7 protein-coding genes are annotated in these 8,189 nt (G+C 40.0%); 6 read left to right on the top strand and 1 reads right to left on the bottom strand.

Annotated features, from left to right (window positions below; translation table 11 throughout):
* The coding region (locus BM141_RS21800) for a helix-turn-helix domain-containing protein (protein ID WP_143090725.1) at positions 1 to 246 on the bottom strand (246 nt) is incomplete at its 3' end.
* 80 nt (positions 247 to 326) lie between these two features.
* On the opposite strand from BM141_RS21800, the gene BM141_RS21790 reads away from it, so the two are divergent.
* The 6 genes from BM141_RS21790 to BM141_RS21765 form a co-directional block, all read left to right on the top strand.
* Positions 327 to 3,257, top strand: a complete 2,931-nt coding sequence (locus BM141_RS21790) for a T9SS type A sorting domain-containing protein (RefSeq protein WP_317039503.1) — start codon at positions 327 to 329, stop codon at positions 3,255 to 3,257.
* Positions 3,254 to 3,442 (top strand): PID-CTERM protein-sorting domain-containing protein, encoded by a 189-nt coding sequence (locus tag BM141_RS21785; RefSeq protein WP_091549554.1) that lies wholly within the window; start codon positions 3,254 to 3,256, stop codon positions 3,440 to 3,442. The genes BM141_RS21790 and BM141_RS21785 overlap by 4 nt, the downstream gene beginning before the upstream one ends.
* 34 nt (positions 3,443 to 3,476) lie before the next feature.
* The gene (locus tag BM141_RS21780) at positions 3,477 to 6,299 is read left to right on the top strand and encodes a T9SS type A sorting domain-containing protein (RefSeq protein WP_091549553.1); all 2,823 of its coding nucleotides are present in this window, start codon (positions 3,477 to 3,479) and stop codon (positions 6,297 to 6,299) included.
* Positions 6,300 to 6,328: 29 nt separating this feature from the next.
* Positions 6,329 to 6,766, top strand: coding sequence for a lipocalin-like domain-containing protein (locus BM141_RS21775; RefSeq protein ID WP_091549552.1), 438 nt, complete (start codon positions 6,329 to 6,331; stop codon positions 6,764 to 6,766).
* Between the two features lie 223 nt (positions 6,767 to 6,989).
* Positions 6,990 to 7,199, top strand: a complete 210-nt coding sequence (locus BM141_RS21770) for a response regulator transcription factor (protein ID WP_177217510.1) — start codon at positions 6,990 to 6,992, stop codon at positions 7,197 to 7,199.
* A 211-nt stretch (positions 7,200 to 7,410) separates the two neighbouring features.
* A partial coding sequence (locus tag BM141_RS21765; protein ID WP_143091070.1) for a tetratricopeptide repeat protein occupies positions 7,411 to 8,189 on the top strand: 779 nt, incomplete at its 3' end.

The raw sequence follows: 8,189 nt of genomic DNA, 5'->3' as shown, positions 1-8,189 counted from the left end.
TGCCACACTCAACTTGCCTGTATAACCTTGATAATTATCTTGTAAATAGGCTTCCAAACCTACTTGCTCATATCGCTGCCGATAGTTCCTCACTGTTCCTTCACTGATGCCTAAACTGGCACTAATCACCTCCATACTTTGACCCAAATGAAGCATTAAAAGCACAGTTATCTTCTTGTACGCTCTGGCATAGCGTTCATTGTGTTGTAACTCCCTTAGTAAATCATAGTCTGCTTGTGATAACATTTTTACTAATTTGATTACCAAATATTGTACTTTTTTCGTAATTTTCCTAATCCAAATTTCAAAACCTTTTACTTTTTAGTATAATAGGCGGTGAGTTTACGACCTACAATGGCTCTACCACTAACCGCATTGTCCGCCTCAACACTGATGGAAGCATAGATGCAAGTTTTAATATAGGGACAGGTTTTAGTAGCAACGTCAATACCATTGCTGTCCAAAATGATGGAAAAATAATCGTAGGGGGGCAGTTTGGGCTTTTTAATGGAAATACCGCCAATGCCCTCGCTCGCTTAAATACAAACGGCTCGGCAGATGCGGGTTTTAATATAGGCACAGGCTTTAACAACAGTGTATTCGCACTTGCTTTGCAAGCCGATGGGAAAATAATCGTAGGGGGTGCTTTTACTATTTTTAATGGAAACTTAACCAATGCCCGAAGGATAGTTCGCCTGAATACAGACGGCTCGCAAGATGCTGTTTTTAACACAGGTACAGGTTTTAACAGTGATGTATTTTCGCTCAAAATGTCTGCTGATGGGCGTTTTGTCTATGTAGGTGGAAAATTTACCAACTTCAATGGCTTGGTAAGGCTAAGAGGTGCAAATCTACTTTGCGAAGTAACGCCTTATGTCGTGCTTGGCGGAACGCTTGATGCTTTTACTACTTGTGCGGGTACGCCTTCTGAAACACAAAGCTACACCATTGCGGGAGCAAACCTCACTTCTGATATTGTCATTACAGCACCTACAGGTTTTGAGATTTCTAAAACCAATGCCACGAGTGGTTTTGCAAGTTCGCAAAACTTGACTCCAACAAGTGGAAATGTTGCCGAAACAACGATTTATATCCGAATAGCAAGCACCGCAACCGCAGGAAATTACACAGACTCAGAGCTTACACATACCGCTACAGGCGCAACTACTCAAAAGGCATTTTTGCAGGGAGCAGTCAATAATAGTGCTGCCCCAACTGTGAGCATTGCCCCTGCCAGCATTACTACAGTAGCGACCACATTTACAGCAACAGTAAGCAATGTACCGAGCGGCACCATTACCTACAATTTTAAAAAAGATGGCGTTTCCCAACAAAATACTACCTCAAATACTTGGAACGCCACAGGTTTGGCAAATGGAAACGTGATTACTTGTGAGATTAGTATTGCAGGTGGCACGTGCATTTTAAGCAGTTCCGCTACTTCCAATAGTGTAAATGTAAGCATTGGTACAGGTTCTATTATTTATGTTCGCAAAGATGGAAATGATGCCAACGATGGCTTTACCAATACGCCTACAGGTGCAAAACTGACACTCATAGGTGGGGTAGCTGCTGTTCCCGATGGCGGCACAGTTGTCTTAAATACAGGAACTTATAACGAAAATGTAACTATTACAGGCAAGGGTTTTAGCTTGCAAGGCGTAGGCAACCCTATCGTACAAGCGATAAATGTCAATGCTACAGGGAAAACTATCAATCTCATTGGGGCAGTAGGAATTTCCGAACTTTTGAGAATGCAAGCAGGAGATTTGCTTACTAATAATTATTTGAGCCTACTGTCCAATGCTACCCAACAAGGCATGGTGGCAAATCTGGGAGGTAGCATAGTGGGCAATGTAAACGTACAAAGGTTTGTGCCAACTTATGCAGAACGCACTACGGTTCAAGGATATAACTATTTCTCTTCCCCTGTTTCAGGAAAAACCATTGCCGAGTTTAATGATGACGTTCCTTTGGTTTTAAACCCTAACTACGACTTTGTGGTGCAGTATGCGGGTGCGTTTCCTAATTTTTATCGCTATGAAGAAAGCAGAGTAATAAGTTCACCCCCAACTTTTAACGTTTTTGAAAAAGGCTGGGAGTCGCCTTCCGCCCTTTCTGAAGCCTTAGACGTAGGGAGAGGCTACATACTCAACCTCAATTCAGGAACAGTGATTGACTTTTTTGGTGCATTGAACAATGGCAATTTGTCTTTGCCCATCACCAGAGGCAATGCAAGCAATGCAGGTTGGAACTTGGTAGGTAATCCCTACCCTTCACCCATAGACTTTGATGCACTTTACGCACTCAATAGTGGGCAAATTGATGGTTACAACTACCGCAGAATTGCAACTGCCCCTTACAGTGGTACATGGGCTTACTACGTACAAGGTGCAGGAACAGGGACTAATAGCAGCACCAACGAAATCGCCTTAGGACAGGGATTTTTTGTAAGAAAAACAAACATTGGTATTTCAAATTTCAGTTTTACGAATGCAGTTCGCCTCACTACGTACCAAAATCCGCAATTTTATAGAACGGAAAGCACTGAAAGTCAGAATATTAATGGATTGCTAAAAATTCAGTTGGCGGGCAAAGTCCTAAAAGATGAAACCATTGTTTATTTCCGCAAAAAGGCAACCGAGCAGTTTGACAATGCCTTTGATGCCCCCAAAATACAGTTCAACACAGGCGGCGCACCCAATGTTTTTACGCACACGAGCAAGCAAAACTTTGCCATCAACGGGCTTCCAGAACTTAGCAAAGAAACCCTTGTTCCCTTGCGTTTTATCATCAGCGAAAAAGGAACTTTTACTTTCAAAATGACCGAAATGAAGCATTTTGAAGGCAAGCCAAAGATTTACTTAGAAGATAGGCAGGAAGGCATACTGCACGATATTTTGCAAAAGGAATATACTTTTAGTACGAACCTCACTTACGATTCCGCTCGTTTTTTCTTACATTTTTTGCCCGACTTGACCGCACAAAAAAACCAAGTAAATGTAAGCAGTCAAGCATTGCTTTACCCAAACCCGACTGATAGTGAGGTCTCTATTTCCTTAGAAAACGAAGTAAGAGGAAACATCAGCATTGAAATTACGGACTTGCTTGGAAGAGTAGTAGCGGCTCAAAGCATGGAAAAAAAGGAAGAAAAAATGAAAGTGAATATGAGCATAGAAGGCTTGCCCAAAGGTATTTACTTACTCAAAATCAATGGTTTAAACTATACTGAAACTAAAAAAATTATCAAGCAATGAAAAGAATTATCGTAGCAAGCTTTTTAATGTTCGTAAGTTTTTATCTACAAGCTCAAGGACTCGACCCTGTACCACCTCCCAGTAGCGAGATTCCCATAGATGGAGGTTTGGGCATATTATTAGTCGCAGGTGCATTGTATGGAGCAAAAGTCATCAATGATAGAAATAAAAAACACATAAAATAAATAAACTGCAATAAAAAAATCTAAAAAATAATCTATGAAAAAATATGTTTTACACTTCCCTTGTCAAAAGGTTTTTTGGCAAGGATTCAGAATCGTTGTGCTTGCTTTTTTGGTAGGCGTGCTGCCAATAGCCCAAGGGCAAGCACAAAACCCTACATGGATAGATGACCCTACTTTTACTGTTACTGCTGGGCAGGGGCAAGTAGGGGTAAGTACAAGTACAACCCCAAGTGAACAAAGACCTCTTGTTGGTAAAGTTTTCATGCTACCTGACGAAAAAATATTAGTAGGAGGAAGTTTTAATTCATTTAGTAATGGAGTTGCTATAGGAAGAATTGCTCGACTTAACTCAAATGGCATCAATGATGCAACTTTTAATGCTGGAGGAGTAGGTTTTACTACAGGAACTAACTTTGTAAATGATATAGTAAGGCAGTCTGATGGGAAAATCATAGCTATTGGTAACTTATTTACATACAATAATATAGGTAATATCAATAATGTTATACGAGTTAGTACAGATGGCATAAGAGACCAAACTTTTGCTGCCCCAGTGCTAAATGGTGGCAATACTACAGAGATAAACGCGGTATATGCTTTAGCTTTACAGACTGTTGGGAACGAAACGAAGGTAATAGTAGGAGGTGGCTTTAGGCGAGATGCAACTCAAACTGAAACAGTGATAGGGAGAATTGTCAGACTAAATGCGAATGGGACAAGGGACAATACATTTGTAACAGGAACTGGGTTTGCTACTGGAAATAGTGTTTTCAATAATGCTTATGTCTATGCACTTGCAATACAAGTTGATGGTGTTAATGAAAAAATAATTGTAGGGGGCGATTTTACAAGCTATAATAATACTGTTGCAAGAAAGATAGTTCGCCTTAATACAAATGGCTCTTTAGATGCGACTTTTAATGTAGGAACAGCCTTTGCCGATACAGATAAGGTATATGTTATTAAATTACAAACCAGTGGAAAGATATTAATAGGAGGAAGTTTTACTACTTTTAATGGCACAAGTGCAAATCATATTATTCGTCTAAATGCCGATGGGACAAGGGACAATTCCTTTAATATAGGCACTGGATTCAATAATCCCGTAAGAGATATTCAACTACAAGGCGACCAGATATGGGTTGGTGGAGATTTTACTGCTTTTAATGGTTCTCCTATCAATAGGCTTATTCGCCTCAATAATGACGGTACAAGAGATAATACTTTTAGCATGGGGACAGGCTTTGATGGCAGGGTTCGCACCATTGCTGTTCAATCTGATGGAAAAATAATAGTAGGTGGAGATTTTGCTACTTTTAATGGAGTAGTAAAGAATGGGATTGTTCGCTTGGCTTCTCTGCCTGTCATCACTACTACAGGTACACTTACTCCTTTTTCTACTTGTGCAGGTACGCCTTCCGCTTCCCAAACCTACACCGTTTCAGGCTCAAACTTATCCGCAAATATTACTATCAATGCCCCCACAGGCTTTGAGATTTCTTCTAATGGCACTACTTTTAGCAATACTTTGACCCTAAACGCTACCAATGGCACAGTAGCAAATACCACCATTACAGTACGTTTAGCGGCAAATGCTTCTGGCTCTCCTTCTGGCAACATTACACATACAAGCGGAACAGCTACGCAAAATGTGGCTGTTTCAGGAGCGGTCAATCCCATTCCTACTATTACTTTGGGAACAGTCCCTTCGGTTACTACTACCGCTACTTCAGTAGGTATTCCCTATACTGCGGTTACAGGCTCACCCAATCAGTATTCTATTACCGCAGGGGCAAATGCTTTGGCAGGTTTTGTGCCAGTAAACAATCAGGCTTTGACTGCTTCTCCTATTAGTTTATCCTTACCTGCTACCAAAAACGCAGGAACTTACAATTTTAATCTAACTGTTCGCAATAGTACCACAGGTTGTATATCAGCAGTAGTTCCGTTTTCAGTAGTAGTAGGGGCAACAGCTTCTGCTTTTACAATTACATTCTCAAACACATTAACCCCTTTTAACTCTTGTGCGGGTTCTGCCTCTAATGTGCAAACTTATACGCTTTCTGTTACCAATATGACTGAGGAGTTGGCTGTTACGCCTCCTGCTGGCTTTCAAATTTCTGATGATGGTGTAGATTATTTTACAAGAATCACCTTTACGCCTCCACCTTCTGGGGCAGGTTCTGCCACTATTCGTGTGCGATTAGCTGCCAATGCTACAGGCTCACCTTCAGGAAACATTACCCATACCAACGGAACGGTTACGCAAAATGTGGCAGTATCGGGAACGGTAAACCCTATCCCTACCATTACCTTAGGGGCTATACCTTCTATCAATACGCGTTCTACTTCTTTTACGATTCCTTATACGGCTACTACGGGTTCGCCCAATCAGTTTTCTTTGACGGCAGGCGCAAATGCACTCCCTGGATTTGTGCCTATTAATAAACAGCCGCTAACAGCCTCGCCTATTACCGTCAATATTCCACAGAATACAGTAGCAGGAAATTACAATTTTAATTTGGTAGTGCATAACAGCGTAACAGGTTGCGAGTCGGCAGTGATTCCTTTTACCCTTAATAACGTGATGTCTGCGGTAGATGAGGAGTTTAGCAATAGTATCCTTGCTTATCCCAACCCGACCTCTAATCGGCTAATAGTACAATTCCCCAAGAATGCGAAAATAGAAGTTATCAAACTTTTGAACTCACTTGGGCAAGAAGTAAAAAGCCTAAGCAAGCAAGAAATACAAGAACAATTGCAGTTGGACTTATCTGAATATGCCTCAGGGGTGTACTACCTCCATGTGATAGAGCAAAAGAGGGTAGCAGTCAAAAGAATCAATCTTTCTAAATAAAACTCTAAACACTTAAACCTTGAAAAAACATGAAAATCTTACATATAATTTTATTGCTTGTCGCTCTATTCGTTTTTGACGGCTGCAAGAAAAAAGGAACAGAAGAACCTCCTAAGCCAAAAACGCCTAAAGAGATGCTAACTAAAACTTGGCGAATCTCTCGAGTAACGATTAATGGCTCAGTGGATAATATGAGGAATTATGGTAGTTACCGTATTACATTTTTTGCCAATGGCACTTATAACATCGTTTTGAGTGATTCACCTATTACTATTGTGGCACATTTGGGAGATAGTGGAACTTGGGAATTGGTAGATAATAATACTAATATCCTTTTTGACAGGGGCAATCCAAGCAGAGAAGCAAAAACACCTTTACTAAATTTGACAGAAACTTCTTTTTCTGTTAGATTCAGGGCTGATGACAAGGCAAACTCTGAATACCAGATAGACTTCGTTCCCGCTTAAAATGCTTTTTTTCAACCAGCTATACTTACTGAGACTCAAGCTAAATTCTTTACAAATTTCTGTTAAATTCCTTTGTTATCCCTAAACTCTTTTCGTGAATGTGATTAATAATCAATCTAATAACAAAATAAATATAGCAATGTAAAATCAAGTATCACTACTAAACAAATATCACTATGAAGTACCTTGAATTGACTCGTGAAGAGATACACATTTTAAAATTTTGGTAGAAAATCCTACAAAGACAAATGAGGAAATAGGAGCAGAGCTGATTCGCTCACCGCATACTATCGCCGCTCATGTAAGGAGTATTCTGAGCAAACTTGACTTAAAAAGTAGATATGAGCTACTCTCTTATGCCCTAAAAAGTGGATTGTATGTGGTTAAAAGCTCAAACGAGAATGTTATTTGCCAATGGAATACCCCTGCATAAAACATAGTTTGAGAAAATTAGTCATAATTGACTATTTTTTTAGAATACTTTATTATCTAAGTTTGTTTCATGCTATTTGGCAGGTTTGCAGTTGCGCATCTTTGCTAATTCATTGAGTATTGCGCTATCCACATTGTAAAGTTTATATCCATTATCAGAAAAATAATTAATGCTAAAAAAATAATTCATTCATTAACAAACTTTTAAACTTATGAAAAAACAAATCATTTTCCTTGTTTCTTTACTTTTACTGTCTTTCTCTGCTTTCTCCCAAAATCAAGGGTATGAAACCAATATGAAAGCAGTGATGTATTTTGATAACTTGATTCACCAAACACCCAGTGCAGAACTGCACTATCAGAGGGCAATGGGCTACTTCTACATCGGCGACTATACCAGTGCTATTAAGGACTTTGACAAGGCTATCCAACTTGACTATAATAAACCTGAAGCCTTTTATTTCAGAGCCTTAGCCAAAGAAAACGATGGAATGTATAAGGAAGCACTGCCAGATTACGACAAAGCTATTCAGTTGAGCGGAGCGACAGCCAATTATTTTATGTATATGCACAGAGGTTATTCGCACTACAATCTTTTTATGTACCCACAAGCGATTGAGGATTTCAATAAAGCTATCGCTCTTAACCCCAGTGATGATGAAACCAAGCACTTGTTGGAAAGAGCCATTGCCAAGCGGGACGGCAAATCCACCATTGACCCCAATGATGAAATCCAAAAGTACATCGCTACTCACAAGTTCTCCAGCATAGCAGAGGGTGCTGCTTACTACGATAAGTTGGAACACATGGGCTTGACTCATATCCGCTTTGAGGATGCTTGTACTTCGCTGAGAACCAAAGTAATAACCGATGTGTATGGTGATGCTCCCACTGCCGAGCAGTTAGAAGAGTTGCGAGATATTCTACAAAGAGAAAGGTGGTTGCTTCCAGAGGGTATGGAAAAATACTTCCATTACGTTTCCGAAAATCC

This window comes from Thermoflexibacter ruber, assembly GCF_900113045.1.
Lineage (GTDB): Bacteria > Bacteroidota > Bacteroidia > Cytophagales > Thermoflexibacteraceae > Thermoflexibacter > Thermoflexibacter ruber.
Note: the sequence above shows the minus strand (reverse complement) of the source record. Positions and strands in the feature narration are given on the sequence as shown.

Coding starts and splice junctions, on each gene's coding strand:
- BM141_RS21785 (WP_091549554.1), top strand. CDS start 3,254: ATGAAAAGAATTATCGTAGCAAGCTTTTTAATGTTCGTAAGTTTTTAT.
- BM141_RS21780 (WP_091549553.1), top strand. CDS start 3,477: ATGAAAAAATATGTTTTACACTTCCCTTGTCAAAAGGTTTTTTGGCAA.
- BM141_RS21775 (WP_091549552.1), top strand. CDS start 6,329: ATGAAAATCTTACATATAATTTTATTGCTTGTCGCTCTATTCGTTTTT.